Source organism: Alteromonas sp. CH_MED4-4 (genome assembly GCF_037029575.1).
Lineage (GTDB): Bacteria > Pseudomonadota > Gammaproteobacteria > Enterobacterales > Alteromonadaceae > Alteromonas > Alteromonas macleodii.
In genome coordinates, this window is record NZ_JAYMEU010000023.1 from 21,934 (window position 1) to 43,555 (window position 21,622).

Genomic DNA, 21,622 nt, shown 5'->3' on the forward strand with positions numbered 1-21,622 from the left:
TAATGAATTTGCCTGCTTTTATTATATTTTTAAATGTAAGCGGGCGAAAGGCGTAATTTTATATGTTTGTGCGTTCAATCGAACCTAGTTGGGGTTGTTTTGCTCGATAAGCGCCGTCCACCGATTGCTGCATAGTGCGACGTGCAAGGGTATTGGGCTGTGCAAGTGGCGTTGAGTTATTAGAAAAGCGCTTCATTCCCGCAAAAATGCAGTACCACGAAGGTCGCAAATAAACCAATTTGTTATCTACTTCATTAAGCGCTTGTTCAAAGCTGGCGCCTTTGTCCCACGCATTTAGCAAATAAGAAAGGGTATCCGGCACCTTTAAGTCTTCGCGACAGGCAACCCAGTAGGCAGAATCGTCGCGCGTATTTAAATAGTAATGAGCAGCAATGTAATCCCGAATGCCGTCGAACATTCGGTTTATCTCAGAATTATAGCGTACCTCTCTTCGCGGATTGTTACTTTGCCAGCAATCGATAAAGTGATGCAGTGCGTACTGCACCAGCATAAGTGCGGTGGCTTCCAATGGTTCAATAAAGCCCTGAGACAACCCTATGCATAAACAATTACCTTTCCAGTGTTCTTCTAGTCTGCCTACGGTCATTTTCAAATGTCGGGCTTGCTGATGGGATTGGTCTGGTTCTAATGCAAGTCTAAGTTCTTCTTCTGCTTGGGCTTCAGTGCAAAACTGTGAACTGTACACATAGCCGTTGCCTGTGCGACTAGTTAGGGGAATGTGCCACTGCCAACCGTGACTAAGCGCAATAGAGCGAGTTTGTAGTGCAGTTTCTGGTGATGCTGTTGCGTCGCTGGCAATAGCTACGGCAGCATCGTTAAACAAGGTGTCGGCATAGCTTGTAAACTTTCGCAACAGGGCTTGTTTGCCAAGAAGCCCTCGAAACCCCGAGCAATCAATAAAAAAGTCTGCGCTTAATGTATTTCCGTCATCCAGTTTTAGCGAGTTAATAGTGTGCTCATGACTTTCAACATTTGCCACAGTGCCTATTTGATGAGACACCCCTTTGTTTAGCGCGTATTCTTTTAAGAAATCACCCAATAGCCCTGCATCAAAATGATAGGCGTAATCAATATTCGCAGAACTACAAATGGCGTCGGGCGTAATGCTTTTTTCTACCATGTGCGCAGCAGTAAAGTAGTGCGACGGATTAATGTCGTGCGAAGCGCCTTTTCTGTATTCATTTACCGCGCTGAAGTACATATCCGCGGTGGGAATATCTAAAGAAGAGAAGAATGGGTGAAAATAGCTGTCTGAATCGGTGAACGCGGGGCGCGTTGTTTTTGATTCAGCCGTTGTAGTCCAACGCTCAAAGCTAATGCCCATCTTATACGTGGCGCTGCACTTCAGCATCCACTCACTTTCATTTATTCCCAAAAACTCAAAAAAGTGGCGCAGATAAGGCGTTGAACCTTCGCCTACGCCAACGGTGCTGATAACCGCAGATTCAAGAAGCGTTATTTTAGGGGCGGGGGCAGGTACATTATTGTTATTGGCCATCAACTCGGCGGTTCTTGCTAAGTAGCACGCCGTCATCCAGCCTGCTGTTCCGCCACCCACAATCACGATTTCTTGAGGTAATTTGTTCATTACTGTTTCTCGGTTGACGCGCGCACTACCAGTTCCGGGATGAAAGTATGGTTAAGATTGTCGTGGGCAGCTTTGGCTTTCTTAGCTCGTAAATACTGAATTAACGACGCCGCAGCGTGCTGCGCTATCTCATTAGTTGGCTGAGATGCCGTAGTTAACGGCGGAAAAGTCTGTCGGGAAAAGGGGCTGTTCTCAAACCCAGCGATTGCGAGTTCTTGAGGAACATCTACCCCCTTCATTCGTGCACCAAACAATGTACCCGCTGCAATCTCATCGTTACACGCAAATACAGCGGTAGGAGGCGGCGACATGGCAAGCAGCGTTTCAGAACTTTTAACCCCAGTTTCAAATGAGTAGGTGCCTTTAATAATTAACGACTCATCAATTGCAATACCCGCTTTTTCTAACGCCGCTTTGTAGCCGTTCAAACGCTCAATGGTGGATTTGTGAATTTCTTCACCGGCAATAAACGCAATGTTTTTGTGACCCTGGCCAATAAGGTGCTCAGTAATATCGTATGCCGCTTTGAAGTCGTTCACCAACACGTAGGGGAGGGGCGATGGAAAGAGGCCGTCTCCAGATAAAATACGCACATAACTTATTTGGTTTTGATCAAGTTCCGATAATACCTCTGGCATTTCTGATAGCGGAGGCGAAAGGATGAGGCCGGCCAATTGAGCAGTGTCTACCATGTCCACCAGTTCTTTCGCTATGTTTTTAGAGCTTGCATCGCACGGGTGAATTAACAATTCGAAATTGTTTTTGCGACAGACATCCAATATGCCTTTTTGCATATCGATTATGTAGTAAGCGTTGGGGTTGTCGTATACGTAACCCAGTACCGATGCTCCTTTGCTCGCTAAGTCTCGCGCTGCCTTGTTCGGCGTGTACTTTAAGGCCTTTATCGCCTCTTCAACACGTTGCAAGGTGTCGGGTTTTACCGTGCCTTCTTTGTTTATTACGCGCGAAACGGTCTTTATCGAAACCCCCGCCATTTCGGCAACACTTTTGATGGTAGCAGCCAAATTCGATCTCACTCTAAAAATTGGTTTAATTTTCAACAATTAAGAAGCTTGTATTACTTTTTTGTTAAAAAATTAATTGCAGCCTTACATTGTGTCATGTAAGTTAACATTCAATGACAGCGTTGTCATCAAAAAGCTGTACCCCACAACAACGCCTGTCATTTTATTATTTCAATAAATGACAGCGTTGTCATTTTTGGCTGAGAGAAGGTAAATACAATGTTCAAAAACCAACAACATAAACTAACAAGAAGTGTTCGCCTCGCCATAGCTATGGGCGCATTAACAAGTATTTCAGCACCTATTGCGGTAGCACAGGAAGCAGGTGAAACTGAAATCATCGAAGTCACAGGGATCCGCGGAAGCCAAAAGGCCAACATCAATGCAAAGCGTTTTTCTAACGCCATTGTTGACGCTATCACTGCTGAAGACATTGGTAAGTTCCCCGATAAAAACGTGGCAGAAACACTAGCCCGTGTTCCGGGTATTACCATCGACCGCGATTTTGGTGAAGGGCAAGGAGTAACTATACGCGGCGTTCAGCCAGACCAAAACTTGACCCTAGTGAACGGTCAAGCCGTGGGAACCGGTCAGTGGTTTGTGTTATCAGACGCAACCCGTAACTTTAACTTCGAAATTTTAGCGTCAGAAATGATTGCAGGTTTAGAAGTGTACAAGTCGTCTCAGGCAGACATCGATGAAGGCGCATTGGGCGGAACGGTAATTCTGAAAACACGTAAACCGTTCGACCTTGACGCTAATTCTGGACAAATCTCGGTAGAAGGCCAGTATGGTGATATCGCCGATTCACTTGACCCAACGCTATCTGGTTTGTACAGCTGGAAAAACGATGACGAAACCTTTGGTATTCTTTTCTCAGGCTCTTATCAAGAAAGAACGGTAGAGCGTGAAACTAACGAAGACTTCGGCTGGTTCGGCCCTAGCATTCCTCGTATCGACCCACTTATTGAAGCTCCTGTTGGCGCTTCACAAAAAGGCGCTATTCCATGGGGGATGGGCTCAGCGTTGTTTAAGCAAGATCGTGAGCGCGTTGGTTTTGATGTAACTGCCCAATGGGCACCTACCGACGACTTCGATGTGTCTGTCCACTATTTATCGTCAACGCTTAAAGCTGACAACGTAAACTCTAACTTAATTGGTATTCCGTTTCGCGGTGTGGCGTACACGGGTACTGACACCAGCCCGGGTACGGTGAGCAGCGACAACGTAGTAGAGTCGCTTAGCATGATGGGTGTAGATAACCGCCCTGAGTGGGCGCGCTTTATGGCGTATGACAACATCTTCCGCGATGGTTCTGAAATGTCTACCGAGATTGTAGATATTGAGGGGCACTACCTAATGGGTGATGGCAAGTTGCACTTCCAGTTAGGTACAACTACCGGTGAAGGCGAAAACCGAGATTTCTTTACTGAATTTTGGGCTAGCGCAAACGACCCGCGTGCAGCCATCGATTTTTACAACCCAGGTGGCGACAACCCGTATATCGATTTTACAACGGCAAGCCCATGGCTAGCTAACCCAACGGATGAAATGTGGTTGGGAGGAATATTCGACCAGCTAAATGCAACGGAAGATAAAGAAAACTATATCCAGTTTGATTACGAGCATTCAGTAGACTGGGGTGCAGTAACCGAAATCAAAACGGGTATTAAGCGTCGCGATCGTAGCTTTGCGCAATCTCGCTACAGAACTGACTTGGCCAATTTAGCGCCGGTGGGTGAAGGTAGCCTTGGCCCCGCGTCATCGTTTTGGAATGGCGACATGATTAACGTGTCTCACGACAACACCAACGGCGTGGCTGCCAGCTATTTCTTCCCTGACAAAGACAGCATGTACAACGCATTATATAGCGTAGCCGAATGTGCTGATGACACTACTATACTTTGCCGCCGTACCAATGAATTCTTAGATGAATCTTCATTTGAGATAGAAGAAGATATTACTGCACTTTACGCCATGGCGAAATTTAGTGGCGATGGTTTCAGAGGTAATGTGGGTATGCGTTACGTTGAGACCGATTCAACATCGAACGGTTACGACCTAACAACAGGCGAAGCGGTAGCGTTTGACGGTGGTTACAACGAATGGCTGCCAAGCATCAACTTGTCGTACGACTTATCTGAAGATGTGTTACTACGTATGGCGGCAGCACGCGTGCTTACTCGTCCAGCACCGTTTCAATTAGCACCTGCGGTAAACTTAACGCCTGAAACTAGCTCTGGCTCTGCTGGTAACCCGCAGCTTAACCCGCTAACTGCTAACCAATTTGAAGTGGGTGCAGAATGGTACTTTAGCGAATCGTCGGTAGCCGCGGTAACGGTGTTCAAGAAAGATATTAACGACTTTATTTTTACCAAAACCGTATCTCGTGAAATTGATGGTCAGCAAATCAATCAGCTAAGAACGCCAGAGAATGGCGGTTCAACCTCTATCGACGGTATCGAAATGCAAATTCAGCATGTGTTCGACAACGGTTTCGGTGGCTACGCTAACTACACCTACACTGATGTGGCCGACGCACAAGTAGATGAAGCGGTTGCCGTTACAGACGATGACGGCAACATCATTGGTGCTACTATCGCAACGCGCTCAGTAAGCTTTCCGAACACGTCAAAAGACTCGTTTAACGTAGGTGTGTTCTACGAAACTGATCTTTACAGCGCGCGCTTAAACTACAACTACCGCTCTGAGTACTTTATTGCCCAAGCTGAAATTGGCGATCAGTACCGCGACGAACAGTCACAGCTTGATGCGCAGGTAAGCTGGAACGTGACAGAAACTATTACACTTAAAGCTGAAGCCCTTAACCTTACCGACGAAATCTGGGAGAACTACTATGTTCGAAGCAGTGACGGTAAGCGACTTGGTGGAACGCAAAGTGCCAATGGACGCCGTTTCTTCATTGGCGCTAGCATGAAGTTCTAGTTGCTAGTATGTGAAGATAGTTCGTGTGTTCACTATCTTCACTTAGCATAGGGTAGGGCGTTTGCTTTACCCTTGTTTTACTCTGAAATTGTGATTTAAGGATGTGCGACGTGATCCGCAATTCGACGAATTTTGTCAAAGCGTGCCTGAGCTTATCGTTACTACTAGTGGGTAGCGCCTCGGCAATGGCTGAAACGCCTTCGCTACAGCAAGCCAGCTTGAATGCGCTAGGAGAAAGCCTCGATATACATTACGAAGTATTAAGTAATGTGGACGATAGTTTGTGCCGGGTACATATTCCAAAAGGCAACTGCTTTTCGTCAGAGCTTACGATAGTAACCATGGCAACCCCCATTGAAGCCTCTACGTCGCTTTACTTTAGTCATATTGCGCCTATTCGCGGGTATGACTCAAAAAATGCAATTCGCATTGAGCATATAAACGGTGACCTGCACCACCTAACGTTCGAAGAAAAGGTGAGCGCAAGTGAGCAAGTTAAGATAACGCTATCTGCGCCCTTTTGGCACGCCTCTCGCTCGGACGCAATGCCGAACTATTACTTAACTTACCCTGCTTTATCAGCGGTGGTGGTGGCCTCCACAACCCGTGTGAAAGAGCCGGGAAGTAATTTACTCATCAATCAACATACTGGCTTATGGAGCAAACAAGCCCAGTACAAACGTACTGAAAACGACAATACACCGCTTATGGACAGCGCGTATTTATACAATAAGGGCGATTCAGCGCTAATTTCAGATGATGCCCAGAATCGTGTTATTCCTAACGTAGTTCAAAGAGATGATTCTGGTAAATTTGTTGCAGCCGCTGGCATTAATATAGATAAGTCTGATCAAGACATGCTTGCTCCAGCCATTGAGCAAATGGCCTATTTTGGCCTGACAAACCAGAAAACAGGCTTACCGCTTAAGGTTATGATTCGCAGCGCTAACGATGCGAACGCCCTTGCAAATGAAGCTGCAACAATAAACTCGAAGGAAGGCTATGCGCTTAGCATAACAGAGCAAAGCGCTACGATAATTGCCAACGATAACATTGGTGCTAACTACGGTCTGTTAACGCTAATGCAAATATTTGATGCGCAGCAAGGCCGCTTTCCTATCACTGAAATTGCAGACTCGCCACGATTCGAATTTCGCGGAATGCACTTAGATATTGCTCGACACTTTCCGGGAAAAGCCGCGATTGAATCTGTTGTTCGCCAAATGTTTACCTATAAGCTCAATAAGCTACACCTTCACCTAAGTGATGACGAGGGCTGGAGATTAGCTATCGATGCATTGCCCGAACTTACCAAAATTGGTGCGTTTCGATGCCACGATTTGTCTGAAACACAGTGCTTGCTGCCTCAGCTGGGAAGCGGACCTTTTAAAAGTGCTACAGGTAACGGCTTTCTTACGCAGCAAGATTACATTGAAATTTTAACAATGGCGCATGCGCGCGGCATTGAAGTTATTCCGTCGCTTGATATGCCTGGCCATGCCCGCGCAGCAATTGTTGCTATGAATGCGCGCTACAAGCGGCTTATGGCAGAGGGTGACTTAGATGCTGCAAATGAGTTTTTATTGGTAGATAAAGAAGATAAAACCCAATATGAAAGCGTTCAATTCTATTCAGATAACACCATAAACCCCTGTTTAGATAGCAGCTATCATTTTATCGAAACCGTACTTACTGCTGTGAAATCACTGCATGAAAAGGCCAACGTTCCGCTGACGCACTTCCATGTTGGCGCCGATGAAACCGCCGGTGCTTGGGTGAAATCCCCTGTGTGCGCTGCTAAAGGTCAAAAAGCAGATGAAATACTGCCAGCGTTTGTTACCGAAGTGCAGAAAATTGCGCAAAAGCACAATATAGCAATTGGTGGCTGGAGCGATGGCATGGAAAAAGCCGTAAATACACTGGATAACAGCAGCGCTTATACCAACGTTTGGCATCTTCTTGCTGCGGGTGGAGAGAAAACAGTATCGCATTTCGCCAAGGAAAATATTCCGGTAGTACTTTCGTTTCCAGACGTGCTTTATTTTGACTTTCCTTACCAAAGCAATCCTTATGAGCCTGGCTATTACTGGGGCTCACGGGCAACCGATACGGAAAAAGTATTTTCGTTTATGCCCGAACAGCTGCCGCTTCATGCCGATGTATGGACCGACCGTATGGGCCACAGTTACAGCAGTTCTGCTGAGGCCGACACATCATCAGTAATCGGTATTCAGGGGCAGCTATGGTCGGAAGTCACCGTGAATCAAGACGCCGTGGAATATATGGTGTTTCCCCGACTATTGGCCTTGGCTGAACGGGCTTGGCACTACGCTCCATGGCAACAAAACGCGAAAGCAATTCATAAAAAAGGCGGTTTAGTAAACCAGCAGGCAAGCGACTGGCAAGCGTTTGAGTTAGCGTTATTCAACCGCCATGCACCCGCGCTAGTGCAGCAGGGAGTGAATGTGCGTGTACCTACGCCAGCAGCGGTAATTAACAATGGTAAGTTACATATAAAGCCAGTGTCTGGCCTTACGATGGAGTACTTAACTTCAGATAATAAGTGGGAAACCTTTACCGCTCCTGTTGAAGTGAAGGGGAACGCAACTGTTCGCGCTAGAATTGCGGGAACACAGCAAATGAGTCGACAGGTGCAGCTGTAAGCGCCTGTTTTTATTGGTCAAAATGACAGCGTTGTCATGTTTTTACCAAGTGCATCTATGCATTTATCTATACTGAGATGTTTAAATGAGCTCTGATTTATTTTTTATTGGCATAGACGGTGGTGGCACCAAGTGCCGAGCACGATTAGAAGACGTTGACGGAAATGTCTTGGGTGAGGGCGTAAGTGGCCCCGCCAATATTATGCGCAATAGCGATTTAGCTAAAGCGTCGATAGTAGATGCGATTAATATCGCTATTTCGAATGCAGGGAACGCCAACACAACTGAGCAAATTTCGCTGTCGCGGTGCGTGGTAGGCGCCGGTCTAGCTGGCGCGAACATTGAGTCTGCGAAGCAACAGTTTGAACAATGGCAGCACCCGTTTCATTCGCTACACGTGTTAAGCGATTTACACGCCGCATGCGTTGGAGCACATAACGGAAACCCGGGAGCAGCGATAATTATTGGTACGGGTTCATCGGGCACCATGTGGCAAGGTGAATCTTTTCAAGATGTTGGTGGGCACGGTTTTCCTATCGGCGACAAAGCCAGTGGGGCTTGGCTAGGCTTAAAGGCAGTGCAGCACACGCTATTGTGTTTAGATGAGTTGGAAGAAAAGGATGAACTTGCAGCAGAAGTGTGTAACGCCCTGCAATCATCATGTACCCAAGAAATCGTAGCGAAATGTGCGGAATTTAACACCCATCACTATGCCGCCTTGGTAGAACGTATGCTGCCTTTGCTATACACAAAGCAAAACAAGGTTACCGCACTTTTTGAAGAGGGTGCCGTTTACATTGAGCGTATGGCAAAGCGACTTCTTGCAGATCACAACCATTGTTTAGCCATGATAGGTGGGCTTAGCAATGTTTATTCAGCCTATTTTTCAGAATCCATCAAAGCGCGTTTAGTACCCTGCAAAGCTACGCCGCAACAAGGTGCTATTTATCATGCAAAAGCCGCGTTTAATCACAAAGAAGGTGAGAAATGAGTTTATCTATAATGGCAAAAGAAGCCAGAGAGTTTCCGTCAGTTATTGCACAGCAGTTAGATAAGAATGATGAAGCGATCAGTCAGTTAGCGGTTAGGTTACAGCAATTAAACCCTAACTTAATTTACATCATTGGTCGCGGCTCGTCAGATCATGCCGGCGTGTTTGGAAAATATCTATTTGAAACCGAAATGGGTATTCCAGTGTGCAGTGCCGCCCTTTCAATAGCAGGCATATTCAAACGCCAATTGAATTTGAAGGGGGCGGTAGCCTTTATTATCTCTCAATCTGGTCGCAGCCCAGACATACTAAAACAAACCGAGTCGGCCAAAAACGGCGGGGCGTTTACGGTTGCCTTCGTGAACGATGAAACGTCGCCATTAGCCGAGCTGGCTGATGCCGTTATTCCTTTATCTGCCGGGGAAGAAAAGGCGGTTGCGGCTACTAAGAGTTTTTTAGCAACCCTGTCGGCGCTTCTTCATTTGTGTGCTCGTTGGAGCGAAAATATCTCGCTATTTAATGCGCTAAAAGCCATGCCTTCGCAGCTAGAGGCAGTGATCAATGCGCCGTCTCAGCTAACAAAAGCCCATTTAGAAAATACGCGAAACACCATTGTTTTAGGGCGTGGCTTTGGCTATGCGGTTGGGCGAGAAGTAGCGCTTAAATTAAAAGAAGTATTGGGTATACATGCCGAAGCGTTTAGCAGTGCAGAGTTCATCCATGGCCCAGTGACGTTAGTTGAGAAAAAGCTGAAGCTTATTTCGTTAAATATAGAAGATGAGAGCGCACCTTTTCATCAAAACATGGTGCAAGATGTTAGATCCCGTGGCGGTGAGTGTATAGATCTGCAAGGCGGAGTAACGTCTTCACACCCAAGGCTGGACGCACTTTTACTAATGCAACGCTTCTATCTGGATATAGAGAAAATTGCCGTTGAATTAGGTTTGAACCCAGATACGCCACCCGGATTAAACAAGGTAACGAAAACCCAATGAAGACCATTATTCTGGCTGAAAAGGTACTGATGAACGGTGCCTGGCAGCATAATCAGGTGCTAAGCATTGAAAAGGGTGTGATAGCTGACATTGCACCTCTTTCTTACTTCAAAAAAGACGCAACGGCGACAATCAACGAGCGCATACGCGGTGCAGTTATTCCAGGCTACATCGACACGCAGGTAAATGGTGGTGGGGGCGCAATGTTTAATCATGCTCCCACGATTGAAAGCATAAACGCGATGGCCGAAGCGCACTTGAAATACGGCACCACTACATTGTTCCCAACGCTTATTACCGACGATATAGACACCATAGAGCAAGCGGCAGACGCGGTAAGCGAGGCCATTGCACAGGCGCATCCCAGCGTTGAGGGGGTTCATTTTGAAGGGCCGCACCTTTCTGTTGAGAAAAAAGGCGTGCACTTGCCGCGCTATATTCGCGCACTTTCAGATCGTGAACTGGCAACCTATACCCGAAGAGATATTGGACAAGTCCTTATCACCGTTGCGCCTGAAAACGTGCCTTGCGACATCATCCGAGATTTGGTGGGGCAAGGAGTTATTGTTGCTTTAGGGCATTCAAACGCACCTTTTGAAACCGTGCAGAATGCATTGGACGCTGGGGCATCAGGCTTTACCCACCTTTATAACGCCATGTCGCCACTGACTTCCAGAGAGCCTGGAATGGTGGGGGCGGCGCTACTTAACAACAGCGTGTGCGGGATAATTGTGGACCATCATCACATTCACCCGAAAGCGGTAGAGTTGGCTTATAAGGTGAAAGGGCCGCATCAGCTAATGCTAGTGACTGACGCCATGGCCCACGTGGGCGCAAGCGACGATACCATCGCGTTCTTCGATACTTATATCACGCGCCAAGGTAACAAGTTAACCACGCCGGACGGCACGTTAGCCGGTAGCTGTTTAGATATGCACGGCGCAGTAACGAATAGCATTAACGACATCAATATTGCACTAGAACATGCCAGTACCATGGCAAGCGCAACGCCAGCACGCTTCACCAAAATACATGATAGGGTAGGTGAAATAGCGGTAGGAAAGCGCGCTAACTTTTTAGTGATAAACAACGACAATACTCTGTTAGAAGTGTGGCAAAACGGAATTAAACGCCTTTGCGCTAACTAACAATATAATAATAAATAAGAGATCTTTGCTATGACAACACAAGCTCAGTCGCAAGTACCCAACGCAACAGGAATGGGGCGCTTTGTACCTATTCTAAGTATCGGGTTACTGTTTTTCATTTTTGGCTTCATTACATGGCTAAACGGCGCATTAATTCCGTTCTTGCAAATGGTGTGCGAGCTAACCGAAATGCAAGCGTTGCTTATCGCCTTTTGTTTTTACATCGCTTATGTCGTCATGGCGCTACCCATGGCAAAGATCCTCGAAAAAACAGGCTACCAGAAGGGCATGAGCCTAGGGCTTAGCATTATCGCCGTGGGATGTTTGTTGTTTGTACCTGCCGCACTTAGCGCCATGTTCCCCGTGTTTTTGCTGGCACAATTTGTGGTAGGTAGCGGTTTGACCATACTTCAAACAGCATCAAACCCGTTCATTGTTCGCCTAGGTAACGAAGAAAGCGCTGCCGCTCGCATTGCTTTTATGGGTCTTCTAAATAAAGCGGCTGGCGTGCTGGCTCCTATTGTTTTTACTAGTTTAGTGTTAAGTGGTTTGCCTGACGTAAATCAAGAGTCGTTAAACGCCATGCCACAAGACGTAAAAGCCACGCTAATTAATGATATGTCTGTCTCACTTATTCAGCCTTATGTTGCAATGGCCATCGCATTGGGCGTACTAGCACTGGTATTTATGCGCCTTGCATTACCAGCCATTAATGACGAGCAAGCTGAAGACGAAACAGTGAAAACACCGCTTTCCTCAAGCAAAGATAAAAAGATCCTACACTTCCCACACTTAGTCTTGGGCGCAATAAGCCTGTTCTTCTATGTTGGGGTAGAAGTTATCGCTGGCGACACCATTGGGTTGTATGGCTCTTCAATTGGCGTAGAAAACGCGACCACGCTAACGTCATTTACCATGATTGCTATGGTTATTGGATACGCAGTAGGCCTTATTTGTATTCCTCGATTTATTTCTCAGCAAACGGCGCTACTAAGCTCTGCGGTATTGGGCTTAGTTTTTACCACAAGCATTCTAATGAGCTCAAACACTGATACTGGGATCTCTGAAGTGCTGTGGGGATGGACGGGCGTGCAATCGCTTCCCTTCTTGCCTAACAGCGTGACCTGTATTGCGCTTCTTGGCTTGGCAAATGCCATGGTGTGGCCTGCAATTTGGCCGCTGGCGCTAAATAATTTAGGTAAATACACTGCGCAAGGTTCGGCACTACTTATTATGGGTATTGCAGGTGGTGCTATTTTGCCCATGGTTTACGGCGCAGCTAGTGAGCTAGTAGGTGGTCAAAGTGCCTACGCGATCATGCTACCTTGCTACTGCTTTATTGCTTACTACGCCGTATTGGGCTGTAAAAAACAACGCTGGTAAATACCAGTGTTTTGCCGTGTGGCTCACGGTTCAACTGTTTAAAGAAATGCGCTTTTTAGCGCATTTTTTTGTTGGTCGGTGTAGCTGCATTAATGCTGCTGCCGGATTAAATTCGGTGCTGTCTCGGTTGAAGAGACAGGTAGCTGGGGTAGTTTGTCGAATTCTGGTTAACCCCTAACTTATAATGAATATTTGTATTTCTGATGTTCAGTGTTTAATACATTTGCTTTTTAAATGTATTGATAAAAATTTCCAATTTGTTGCATAAACGTTAGCTCACTATACTCAATTTCGTTTTCTACCTTTCAAATTAAAAAGAGTAAGTGGAATGTCTAGTACCACCGCCCTACACGCAAAGCACCTAGAAGCCGGTGCGAAAATGGTCGATTTCTTCGGCTGGGATATGCCAATTAACTATGGTTCACAAATTGAAGAGCATCACGCTGTGCGTCAAGACGCCGGTATGTTTGATGTGTCTCACATGACCATTGTTGACGTAAAAGGCGCGCAAGCCAAAGCGTATCTTCAGTATCTTTTAGCCAACGACGTGGCAAAACTAAAAGACAAAGGCAAAGCGCTATACAGCGGCATGCTTAACGAAGAAGGCGGTGTTGTAGACGACCTTATCGTTTATCACTTCGACGAATCTAACTATCGCCTAGTAGTTAACTCAGCAACGCGCGAAAAAGACATGAACTGGTTAATGAGCAAAGCAGAAGGCTTTGACGTAACCATCACCGAGCGCCCTGAATTTGCCATGATTGCCGTACAAGGCCCTAACGCAAAAGAAAAAGCAGCCACCTTGTTCAGCGCAGCGCAAAAAGAAGCGGTAGCGGGCATGAAGCCGTTCTTCGGTGTACAAGCAGAAGACTTGTTCATCGCTACTACAGGTTACACCGGTGAAGCAGGCTACGAAATTATGGTGCCAGCTGAGCAAGCGGAAAGCTTCTGGCAAGCACTACTAGACGCGGGTGTTAAGCCATGCGGCCTAGGTGCTCGCGACACCCTTCGCCTAGAAGCAGGCATGAACCTATACGGCCAAGATATGGATGAAACCGTATCACCACTAGCCGCAAACATGGGCTGGACAATTACATGGGAACCAGCTGATCGTGATTTCGTAGGGCGTAAAGCACTAGAAGCGCAGCGCGAAGCGGGTACCGACAAGCTAGTAGGCTTGGTGATGACTGAAAAAGGCGTGCTGCGTCACGGTCTTAAAGTGAAAACAGAAAGCGGCGAAGGCGTTATCACTTCAGGTACGTTCTCTCCAACTCTAGGTCACTCGATTGCGATGGCACGAGTACCAAGTGATGTTGGTGAAACAGTAGAAGTGGAAATGCGCAAAAAGTGGGTTACAGTAAAAGTGGTTAAGCCCTCCTTTGTTCGCAATGGAAAAAGTGTTTTGTAGGGCCAATAGCTACTAGGCCCCAAGTTAACAGAGAATAACAGGAACGATTATGAGCAACATCCCAACTGATTTACGCTATGCCGCTACGCACGAATGGGTTCGCCCTGAAGGTGACGGTGTTTTCACTGTAGGTATTTCTGAGCACGCACAAGGCTTACTTGGCGACATGGTTTTCGTTGATTTGCCAGATGTTGGCGACGCAGTAAGCACTGGCGACGACGTATGTGTTGCTGAATCGGTAAAAGCAGCGTCTGACGTTTACGCGCCAATTTCAGGTGAAATTGTAGCGATTAACGAAGACCTAGAAGATTCACCAGAACTAGTTAACTCTGACCCGTACGGCGACGGTTGGCTATTCAAAATTAAAGCTGACGATGCGGCAGAAGTAGAAGGTCTACTAGACGCTGAAGGCTACGAAAACAGCATCGACGAAGAGTAATTCGTTACGCAGTTTTAAAAGAACCATAATTTGAAAAGGGGCATGAAGATAATTCAGCCCCTTTTTAACTTAAAGATTTAACGCGCCCTTGCGGCAACCATTACGAGTGCTTAACAACGTTATGTCGAATACTTCCCCTACATTGGCTCAACTAGAGCAAAAAGATACATTTATCCGCCGTCACATTGGCCCGGGTAAAGGCGAAATTGAAGAAATGCTGTCTGCTATTGGTGCAAGCTCACTAGACGATTTAATTGAGCAAACTGTACCGGCAGGTATTGCGCTACCAGAGCCACTAAAATGTGGTGAAGGGGCGACAGAAGTTGAAGCATTAAGTGAACTTAAAGCCGTTGCACAAAAGAACAAAATTAACCGTTCTTTCATTGGTATGGGTTACTACGATACACACGTACCAAACGTTATTCTTCGCAACGTGCTAGAAAATCCAGGTTGGTACACAGCGTACACGCCTTACCAGCCAGAAATTGCCCAGGGTCGTTTGGAAGCCATTCTTAACTTCCAACAAGTAACCATTGACCTAACTGGCCTAGAGCTAGCATCTGCGTCACTACTTGATGAAGGTACAGCGGCAGCAGAAGCCATGGGCCTTGCTAAGCGTGTGTCTAAGAACAAAAAAGCGAATGCGTTCTTTATTGCTAACGACGTTCACCCGCAAACGGTTGACGTGGTTGAAACTCGCGCTGAAATGTTTGGCTTTGAAATCATCAAAGGTGCGGCAGAAGAAGCAGCAGAACACGACGTATTCGGTGCGCTACTTCAATACCCAACCTCTACCGGTGAAGTAAAAGACATCAGCGACATCATTGCTGCAGTACAGGCGAAAAAAGGTATTGTGGCAGTAGCCGCTGACCTAATGAGCTTAGTAATGCTTAAGTCGCCTGGCGAGCTAGGTGCAGACGTTGCACTTGGTAGTGCACAGCGCTTTGGTGTACCTATGGGCTATGGTGGCCCGCATGCGGCATTCTTTGCTACACGCGACAGCTACAAGCGTTCACTACCTGGCCGTATTATCGGAGTAAGTAAAGACACTCGTGGTCGCCCAGCACTTCGCATGGCGCTACAAACCCGTGAACAGCACATTCGCCGCGAAAAAGCGAACTCGAACATTTGTACAGCGCAGGTGCTGCTAGCCAATATGGCAAGCTTCTACGCGGTGTACCACGGCCCACAAGGCCTTAAAACTATTGCTGAGCGCATTCACCGCTTCGCCGACATTCTTGCTACTGGTATGAACCAGAAAGGTGTAGCTCTAAAGCACAGCACGTACTTCGACACGCTAACCGTTATGGTAGACAACAAAGAAGACGTACTAGCAAAAGCCTACGCAAAAGGCATGAACCTACGTGCTGACCTTGAAGGTGCGGTAGGTGTATCGCTAGACGAAACCACAACACGTGAAGACATTGTTGCGCTATTCGACGTATTGCTTGGTGAAGAGCACGGCTTAACAGTGGAAGGTCTGGATGCAGAAGTAACCACGCAAGACGTAAAATCTATTCCTGAAAGTTTAGTACGTACTAGCGACTTCCTAACGCACGAAGTGTTTAACAAGTATCACTCTGAAACAGAGATGCTTCGTTACATCAAGAGCCTTGAAAATAAAGACTTGGCGCTTAACCACTCAATGATTTCATTGGGTTCGTGCACCATGAAGCTAAACGCAACGGCTGAAATGATCCCAGTAACATGGGCTGAATTCGGTCAGCTTCACCCGTTTGCGCCACTAGACCAAGCAGCGGGCTATCAAGAAATGATTGCCGAGCTTAGCGAGTGGTTAATTAACGTAACAGGTTACGACGCGCTTTCAATGCAGCCTAACTCAGGTGCTCAAGGTGAATACGCAGGCCTATTGGCTATTCAGCGTTACCATGAAAGCCGTGGCGAAGGTCACAGAAACGTGTGTCTAATTCCAAGCTCTGCCCACGGTACTAACCCTGCGTCTGCGCAAATGGTTAGCCTTAAAGTGGTAGTTGTAGCGTGTGATAGCAAAGGTAACGTAGACCTTAACGACCTTCGCAAAAAAGCGGAAGAAGTGGGCGATAACCTATCGTGCGCCATGATCACATACCCGTCAACTCACGGTGTATATGAAGAAACCGTACGCGAAATTTGTGACATTGTTCACCAATACGGCGGTCAGGTTTATATGGATGGCGCGAACATGAACGCGCAGGTGGGCATTACGTCACCTGGCTTCATTGGTTCAGACGTGTCGCACCTTAATCTACACAAAACCTTCTGTATTCCTCACGGTGGCGGTGGCCCAGGTATGGGACCAATTGGTGTTAAATCGCACCTTGCGCCATTCCTACCAAACCACACGGTTGTTAACGTAGAAACAGCAGGCAAAGACTGTGGTGCAGTATCGGCCGCGCCATGGGGCAGTGCATCAATTCTGCCTATTAGCTACATGTACATCAAAATGATGGGTAGCGCTGGCCTACGCCGTGCAACCGAAGTAGCTATTCTTAACGCTAACTACGTGGCTAAGAAGCTAGAAGGGCACTTCCCAGTGCTTTACAAAGGCAACAATGGCCGCGTAGCGCACGAATGTATTATTGACCTTCGCCCGCTTAAAGAAGCAAGCGGTGTAACCGAGCTAGACATTGCGAAGCGCCTAAACGACTACGGTTTCCACGCGCCAACCATGAGCTTCCCAGTAGCGGGTACGCTTATGATTGAGCCCACCGAGTCGGAAGCGAAGTACGAACTAGACCGTTTCATTAATGCAATGGTTAGCATTCGCCAAGAAATTGCGAAAGTAGAAAGCGGCGAGTGGGATGCCACTGACAACCCGCTACACAATGCACCGCACACACTAGCTGACATCTGTGACAGCGACTGGAACCGCAGCTACGACCGCATGCTAGCGGCGTACCCAGCGCCAGAAGTACACAGAAACAAGTTCTGGCCAACAGTTAACCGTATTGATGACGTTTACGGCGACCGAAACCTGATCTGCTCTTGCCCTAGCATTGAGAGCTATGTTGAGGAGTAGGGTGGTTGATGTGACAAATAATGAGGTTACCCGTTAGGAATAATGGGTTTCCCGTTATTAAAGAAGTTACCCGTTGTTCGTTACAGTTGAAAAAGCCTCTCATTTAAAAGAGGCTTTTTATGTCTGAAGAATGTTGATTTTATAAAGAATGCTTTTTTAGATGAATCGAGGCTCCAAAGAGGAAGGGCTCAATCTATAATCTTACTAGGTTTTATTCTAGCAACCCCATTTCGTCAGCCTTTGAAACAACTTTACTTACAACATCTGATAACATGTTAATCATCATAGTTGAAAGACTTTCATCACTATCTTTTAAGTATTTTTCGAGGTATTTACTGAATTCTGCAAGGGGGCTTAACTCGTCTTTGAATGTTTCATAGTCAGAGTGTCTTGCGAAACGTCCTTTTATGAATATTACCAACGCTCTTAGGGAAGTATTATCTAACTCTTCCAACATGTTTTTTAGCGAAGAGATAAAATGGCAGTTCATTACACTTTTTGATAAGCCATTATCACCTGAGTCTACAATACGCCCTAACCCGCCTTTTTCTAAGTCATTAAGCAGTCTGTTACGAGTTTTTTCAATAAGCTGAGCTTCCCCCAGTTTTTTTGACGATCTATCTAAAATAGAAAAAATACTTTTCATAACTTTATCATTGGCATCCCTGCATCCGAAAGCGCTGGGTTCGGTATGATTTTGACAGTTAGGAGCGGCAAGCTTAGCAAATTTTTTTAATTTTTTACCAAAGTCACCTTCAAAACTAAAACCCTTGTGATAGTAGATGAAATATAAACTGTTACAAAAGCTGTAAAGCTCAGCGGTGCTATAAAATTCATAAGTCAGGCTGTTAAGTATATCTAATGCAGTTTCGATGTGGCTGTTGAACTCTTCATTATCGATAGGTTCATCAATCCTAAAATTTGTTATGGGCGAATCAGGGCGAGCAGCTCTCCCTTCCCAGCTTTCTAAATCTTTCGCAATCAAAGGTTTGTTTAAATGCCCTCTACAAACCAATTCGAAAACTGAATGAAACTCTACACTGCGACTACATTTTGCTAAGATATTCGTATAAAACCTCTCCCAATTTGTTTCATCGGCCGCTTCTTCCCGTTCTTTCATATGATAAGCAACAGCCATTTTGCTGTAATTTTGTACAGTTTTTTTTAGCTCCCCAACAGGGACGCTGTAATCTCTATAACCAGCAGACAAAACAATTGTCGAGAATAAAATATCTGAGAGAACGGGAGAGCTTTGGTACTTCAGGTCTATTTCTTGAATAGCACTGGAAATATCTAGGAAGCACTCCAATCCATGTTTTAGTGTTCTTATATTTGTAAGGTTAAACTGTTCTACTATTCTTATGAACTCTGATTTGTATACAGTGATTTCATCTGCTTTTGAGCAGCCTTTAGCTTTAAAGCATATAGAAGCTATTTCTTCTGGAGTTCTTTCAAAACCATTTGTGTGAAGAATGACTTTTTCTTTGGCCTGATGGTACTCTTTGTCTATAACTGCACGTTCGTCGCAAAGTATTATTGCTTTTAATTTTTGATGTTCAACGAATTCATTTATCTTTGACAGTGTTTCGCTTTGAGATAACTTGCTACGTTCAAAATCATCGAAAATAAGAACTGTGTTTGAGGTAAGGCTTTTTAGTGTTCTTTTTTTTAGGGCTTCCCCTGAAATTGATGCTATTGCACCAACAGCTGATCCCTCAGTTTTGTCACCAAAAGCTGAAAACATCTTACCTAGAAAGTCTCCGGCCTTTTTGATTTCACTGTCTGAAACATCAGCACAGCCAACTAAAGCTGCGAAGATGCTGTCGTCTATTTGCGAGGTTGATGCCGCACCATACAGAGAAACGTGTATCGCTTTTAACTTTTTGTTTTCGACCAATAGCTCTTTTATAAAATGAGTCTTTCCTATACCCCATGGACCATCGATCATAATCGCATAGCCCGGAGATTCATTCTTACAGTATTTTAATACAACATTTGTAAGTTCTTTAGTGTTCACTCAAACTCCTTGTTCAATAACTCCAATCTTCATAAGCCAACGGCAAACTGTTCAGAAGATTTCGTTGTTCACGCCAGTCGGGGAGGTGTTTGTTCACCAATGCAACAAACCTCTTGTTATGATGTCTTTCGAGCAAATGCAATAGTTTGTGCACAAGAATAAACTCCAAACATTCAACAGGTTTTTAGCTAGCTCAAGATTTATTAGTATGGGTTTCGTGTCTATGTTTCAGTTCCCCCCATTTGGTTTTCATTTTTCTTATGCTAATAGTGTAAGCTTTTATACCTTACTTTGCTTTCCAATACGGCAGGTGTTTATCTAATTGTTGAAGTTCGATACGTTAGAAGCTATTCAACAGCTTCAGTTTATCTTCTATAGACGTGCCTGCTCCAACCTCAATTTGTGAACGATTGCTATTCTTATCGAGTGTTCAGAGGTGTTTTTCGGAACCTATAGTCTTACATTACCATTTGGCGGCAAAACGTTTAGGTGTATGTTTTAAATATCACGGCGATGAACTTCTATATCCACTTCAATAATACCAATGAAAGAATATCAGATGTGACTTCACTCATTTTTCCTCGTACTCTACATACAAAAAAATTTGATAAGTCAATGTTGTGATGGAGCTTAATCCGATTAGTAACTTGAAGCTAATATATATAATATTCCGAAGCGCCAAAACATTTAAGGGAAAAAGCAATTAGTGAAAGAAACGAATCTAGATAAGTTATCAAGGTTAAGCTCTGAGCTTCGCCAAAAGCTCAGAGCTATCAACGGGAATAAAGAGAAAGCCGAGCTTGATGAGGTAATTGACGAATTAGAAAAAGAGATTGATGTAGTACGACAGGGTATAGCCCAAAACAACTACAGGGGGTTGATGAGCAGAAGTGCTCAGTTTTTCGTTGCTGTTGCAATTGCTGCTGGTGGAATCATTACTTTCTCTTTGCACTTCGTTGAGCCGATTGTCGCAAAAGATGTTTTAATTTCACAAAAAAATGATGAGTTGACAGAAAAGAACATAAAAATTCAGCAAGCTGAGTTGAAACTAGAAAAAATTAAACTTAGTGAAGCTGAAGAAAAAAATAAGCAGCTTTCGAATACGTTAGAAAAACAGAATGATGAGATAGAAAAGTATAAAATACGAATGCGCACTCGCATTACACTAGCTAAGCGTCGGATTGAAAATCTGACAGGTAAACTTGAAACCGAGGAATCAGAGTCATTAGACCTTGAGAATTTAACTAGCGAACTAGTACACTTATCCGATTCTCTAAATCAAACCATAATAATCACAGTAAAAAGTGATAGCGCCTTCTATCCAGCAAAAGAGGCTAACAATGGGGTAAGCGGGTTTATCAAAGTCTCGTTCGAAATTGACCAAACCGGTAAAGCTACTGCGTTTCAGACGATCGCACAAAGTACTGGTAGTAATTTTGGAGCTTCGACTGTAGACGTTATCAACAACTACTTATCCAAAGAACCGATTAAACCTGGCTATTTATTGAATGTAAGCAACACCCGGTGGCAAGCAATGGTTGTCTACAAAGCTAATTAGTAGACTAGATATTTTTCGAAAAAAGTAACTTCCCAAATTACGAGTATAATCAAAATTCGGACAGTTCATGTTTGGTCAGGTAGATGAGTGTTCTTTGTTCAATCATCGTTCTGCGGAGCGGGGTTTTAAATAGACTTTATTTGCCAATGCTCAGCGGGAAACGTTATTAATATTACCCGATTTGTCGACACTTAAATACAGTTGTTCTAACGAGGCTGTCGGGCAACTTGGTCAATCGCCACAGGTTGAATACGACAATTGAAGTTGGAAACTCTGATCTCAGTTGATTCATGCTAAATAGCGAGTACTGCGAAAGTAGTCCTCGCTTTTTTGTTTTTACTCTACATTAAACTAAAAACAACTTGTTATCATGTAAACCGTAACTGTATGATTTAGCTAGAGACTCCAAAAAACTCAACTT

14 protein-coding genes are annotated in these 21,622 nt (G+C 45.2%); 10 read left to right on the forward strand and 4 right to left on the reverse strand.

Going from position 1 to position 21,622, the window contains the following annotated elements:
• Window positions 1-58 precede the first annotated feature (58 nt).
• Both WA381_RS15100 and WA381_RS15105 read right to left on the reverse strand, forming a co-directional pair.
• On the reverse strand, window positions 59-1,609 hold the full coding sequence (locus WA381_RS15100; RefSeq protein WP_156086785.1) for a tryptophan halogenase family protein: 1,551 nt from the start codon (window positions 1,607-1,609) through the stop codon (window positions 59-61).
• A complete protein-coding gene (locus WA381_RS15105) occupies window positions 1,609-2,634 on the reverse strand; it encodes a LacI family DNA-binding transcriptional regulator (protein WP_081106107.1) in 1,026 nt (341 codons plus the stop codon). Before WA381_RS15105 ends, WA381_RS15100 begins: the two co-directional genes overlap by 1 nt.
• A gap of 219 nt (window positions 2,635-2,853) precedes the next feature.
• On the opposite strand from WA381_RS15105, the gene WA381_RS15110 reads away from it, so the two are divergent.
• From WA381_RS15110 to gcvP, 9 genes are all read left to right on the forward strand, one after another.
• Window positions 2,854-5,580 (forward strand): TonB-dependent receptor, encoded by a 2,727-nt coding sequence (locus tag WA381_RS15110; protein WP_069944734.1) that lies wholly within the window; start codon window positions 2,854-2,856, stop codon window positions 5,578-5,580.
• Between the two features lie 101 nt (window positions 5,581-5,681).
• Window positions 5,682-8,243, forward strand: coding sequence for a family 20 glycosylhydrolase (locus WA381_RS15115; RefSeq protein WP_336132204.1), 2,562 nt, complete (start codon window positions 5,682-5,684; stop codon window positions 8,241-8,243).
• Window positions 8,244-8,328: 85 nt separating this feature from the next.
• A complete protein-coding gene (locus tag WA381_RS15120; protein WP_156078717.1) occupies window positions 8,329-9,234 on the forward strand; it encodes a BadF/BadG/BcrA/BcrD ATPase family protein in 906 nt (301 codons plus the stop codon).
• On the forward strand, window positions 9,231-10,229 hold the full coding sequence (nagB-II, locus tag WA381_RS15125; protein WP_156078716.1) for a glucosamine-6-phosphate deaminase NagB-II: 999 nt from the start codon (window positions 9,231-9,233) through the stop codon (window positions 10,227-10,229). Before WA381_RS15120 ends, nagB-II begins: the two co-directional genes overlap by 4 nt.
• Window positions 10,226-11,377, forward strand: a complete 1,152-nt coding sequence (nagA, locus tag WA381_RS15130; RefSeq protein ID WP_156086783.1) for an N-acetylglucosamine-6-phosphate deacetylase — start codon at window positions 10,226-10,228, stop codon at window positions 11,375-11,377. The genes nagB-II and nagA overlap by 4 nt, the downstream gene beginning before the upstream one ends.
• Window positions 11,378-11,407: 30 nt before the next feature.
• The gene (locus WA381_RS15135; RefSeq protein ID WP_156086782.1) at window positions 11,408-12,760 is read left to right on the forward strand and encodes a sugar MFS transporter; all 1,353 of its coding nucleotides are present in this window, start codon (window positions 11,408-11,410) and stop codon (window positions 12,758-12,760) included.
• A gap of 328 nt (window positions 12,761-13,088) precedes the next feature.
• The gene (gcvT, locus tag WA381_RS15140) at window positions 13,089-14,168 is read left to right on the forward strand and encodes a glycine cleavage system aminomethyltransferase GcvT (RefSeq protein WP_156086781.1); all 1,080 of its coding nucleotides are present in this window, start codon (window positions 13,089-13,091) and stop codon (window positions 14,166-14,168) included.
• Window positions 14,169-14,217: 49 nt separating this feature from the next.
• Window positions 14,218-14,607: a glycine cleavage system protein GcvH gene (gene gcvH, locus WA381_RS15145; protein ID WP_014950360.1), complete on the forward strand. Its 390-nt coding sequence runs from the start codon at window positions 14,218-14,220 to the stop codon at window positions 14,605-14,607.
• 121 nt (window positions 14,608-14,728) lie between these two features.
• A complete protein-coding gene (gene gcvP, locus WA381_RS15150) occupies window positions 14,729-17,626 on the forward strand; it encodes an aminomethyl-transferring glycine dehydrogenase (RefSeq protein ID WP_156086780.1) in 2,898 nt (965 codons plus the stop codon).
• 211 nt (window positions 17,627-17,837) lie between these two features.
• On the opposite strand, the gene WA381_RS15155 is transcribed toward gcvP, so the two are convergent.
• Both WA381_RS15155 and WA381_RS15160 read right to left on the reverse strand, forming a co-directional pair.
• Window positions 17,838-19,643, reverse strand: coding sequence for a P-loop NTPase fold protein (locus WA381_RS15155; RefSeq protein WP_156086779.1), 1,806 nt, complete (start codon window positions 19,641-19,643; stop codon window positions 17,838-17,840).
• Between the two features lie 13 nt (window positions 19,644-19,656).
• Window positions 19,657-19,797, reverse strand: a complete 141-nt coding sequence (locus WA381_RS15160) for a YgjP-like metallopeptidase domain-containing protein (RefSeq protein ID WP_231506550.1) — start codon at window positions 19,795-19,797, stop codon at window positions 19,657-19,659.
• 552 nt (window positions 19,798-20,349) lie between these two features.
• Here WA381_RS15160 and WA381_RS15165 point away from each other — a divergent pair.
• Window positions 20,350-21,201 carry an energy transducer TonB gene (locus tag WA381_RS15165; protein ID WP_156086778.1) on the forward strand — a complete coding sequence of 284 codons (852 nt, stop codon included), beginning with the start codon at window positions 20,350-20,352 and terminating at the stop codon, window positions 21,199-21,201.
• The last annotated feature ends 421 nt before the right edge of the window (window positions 21,202-21,622 follow it).

What these genes read in the sequence shown, in the direction of transcription:
- WA381_RS15115 (WP_336132204.1), top strand. Translation starts at nt 5,682, where the DNA reads ATGTGCGACGTGATCCGCAATTCGACGAATTTTGTCAAAGCGTGCCTG.
- gcvT (WP_156086781.1), top strand. Translation starts at nt 13,089, where the DNA reads ATGTCTAGTACCACCGCCCTACACGCAAAGCACCTAGAAGCCGGTGCG.
- WA381_RS15110 (WP_069944734.1), top strand. Translation starts at nt 2,854, where the DNA reads ATGTTCAAAAACCAACAACATAAACTAACAAGAAGTGTTCGCCTCGCC.
- nagA (WP_156086783.1), top strand. Translation starts at nt 10,226, where the DNA reads ATGAAGACCATTATTCTGGCTGAAAAGGTACTGATGAACGGTGCCTGG.
- WA381_RS15100 (WP_156086785.1), bottom strand. Translation starts at nt 1,609, where the DNA reads ATGAACAAATTACCTCAAGAAATCGTGATTGTGGGTGGCGGAACAGCA.
- WA381_RS15120 (WP_156078717.1), top strand. Translation starts at nt 8,329, where the DNA reads ATGAGCTCTGATTTATTTTTTATTGGCATAGACGGTGGTGGCACCAAG.
- gcvP (WP_156086780.1), top strand. Translation starts at nt 14,729, where the DNA reads ATGTCGAATACTTCCCCTACATTGGCTCAACTAGAGCAAAAAGATACA.
- WA381_RS15135 (WP_156086782.1), top strand. Translation starts at nt 11,408, where the DNA reads ATGACAACACAAGCTCAGTCGCAAGTACCCAACGCAACAGGAATGGGG.
- nagB-II (WP_156078716.1), top strand. Translation starts at nt 9,231, where the DNA reads ATGAGTTTATCTATAATGGCAAAAGAAGCCAGAGAGTTTCCGTCAGTT.
- gcvH (WP_014950360.1), top strand. Translation starts at nt 14,218, where the DNA reads ATGAGCAACATCCCAACTGATTTACGCTATGCCGCTACGCACGAATGG.